Source organism: Pseudoalteromonas rhizosphaerae (assembly GCF_902498845.1).
Classification (GTDB): domain Bacteria; phylum Pseudomonadota; class Gammaproteobacteria; order Enterobacterales; family Alteromonadaceae; genus Pseudoalteromonas; species Pseudoalteromonas rhizosphaerae.
The window spans coordinates 1-1,455 of record NZ_CABVLM010000038.1 but is presented as its reverse complement, the minus strand read 5'-3'; the positions used below and the strand labels follow the sequence as shown (position 1 = coordinate 1,455).

1 rRNA gene is annotated in these 1,455 nt (G+C 49.4%); it reads right to left on the bottom strand.

From position 1 onward, the window contains the following. Positions 1 to 1,435 (bottom strand): 23S ribosomal RNA (locus PSR9079_RS23325); the annotation flags it as partial. Between the last annotated feature and the right edge of the window lie 20 nt (positions 1,436 to 1,455).

Genomic DNA, 1,455 nt, shown 5'->3' with positions numbered 1-1,455 from the left:
CGCCATGCTTGCTTAGCCTGCTCCGTCCCCCCATCGCAATTATACCAAGTACGGAAATATTAATCCGTTTCCCATCGACTACGCCTTTCGGCCTCGCCTTAGGGGTCGACTTACCCTACCCTGATTAACATGGGATAGGAACCCTTGGTCTTCCGGCGTGCGGGTTTTTCACCCGCATTATCGTTACTCATGTCAGCATTCGCACTTCTGATACGTCCAGCATACCTCCCGGTACACCTTCAACCGCTTACAGAACGCTCCCCTACCACTCAGAATAAATTCTGAATCCGCAGCTTCGGTGCATAGTTTAGCCCCGTTACATCTTCCGCGCAGACCGACTCGACCAGTGAGCTATTACGCTTTCTTTAAAGGATGGCTGCTTCTAAGCCAACCTCCTGGCTGTCTGGGCCTTTCCACATCGTTTCCCACTTAACTATGACTTTGGGACCTTAGCTGGCGGTCTGGGTTGTTTCCCTCTTCACGACGGACGTTAGCACCCGCCGTGTGTCTCCCGGATATTACTTTACGGTATTCGGAGTTTGCAAAGGGTTGGTAAGTCGGGATGACCCCCTAGCCTTAACAGTGCTCTACCCCCGTAAGTATTCGTCCGAGGCTCTACCTAAATAGATTTCGGGGAGAACCAGCTATCTCCCGGTTTGATTAGCCTTTCACTCCTAGCCACAGGTCATCCCCTAACTTTTCAACGTTAGTGGGTTCGGTCCTCCAGTTGATGTTACTCAACCTTCAACCTGCCCATGGCTAGATCACCGGGTTTCGGGTCTATACCTTGCAACTATTCGCCCAGTTAAGACTCGGTTTCCCTACGGCTACCCTATTCGGTTAACCTCGCTACAAAATATAAGTCGCTGACCCATTATACAAAAGGTACGCAGTCACCCAACAAGTGGGCTCCTACTGCTTGTACGTACACGGTTTCAGGTTCTATTTCACTCCCCTCACAGGGGTTCTTTTCGCCTTTCCCTCACGGTACTGGTTCACTATCGGTCAGTTGGGAGTATTTAGCCTTAGATGATGGTCCACCTATATTCAGTCAAAGTTTCACGTGCTCCGACCTACTCGATTTCACTTAAAAGGGATTTTCATGTACGGGACTATCACCCTGTATCGTGGCACTTTCCAGAGCCTTCCATTAACACCAATTAAGCTTAAGGGCTGTTCCGATTTCGCTCGCCGCTACTTTCGGAATCTCGGTTGATTTCTTTTCCTACGGGTACTTAGATGTTTCAGTTCTCCGCGTTCGCCTCGTTAACCTATGTATTCAGTTAACGATACCTGCAAGCAGGTGGGTTTCCCCATTCGGAAATCCTAGTCTCAAGTGCTTTTTACTAGCTTGACTAGGCTTATCGCAAGTTAATACGTCCTTCATCGCCTCCAACTGCCAAGGCATCCACCGTGTACGCTTAGTCACTTAACCATACAACCCAAACGGGTCTT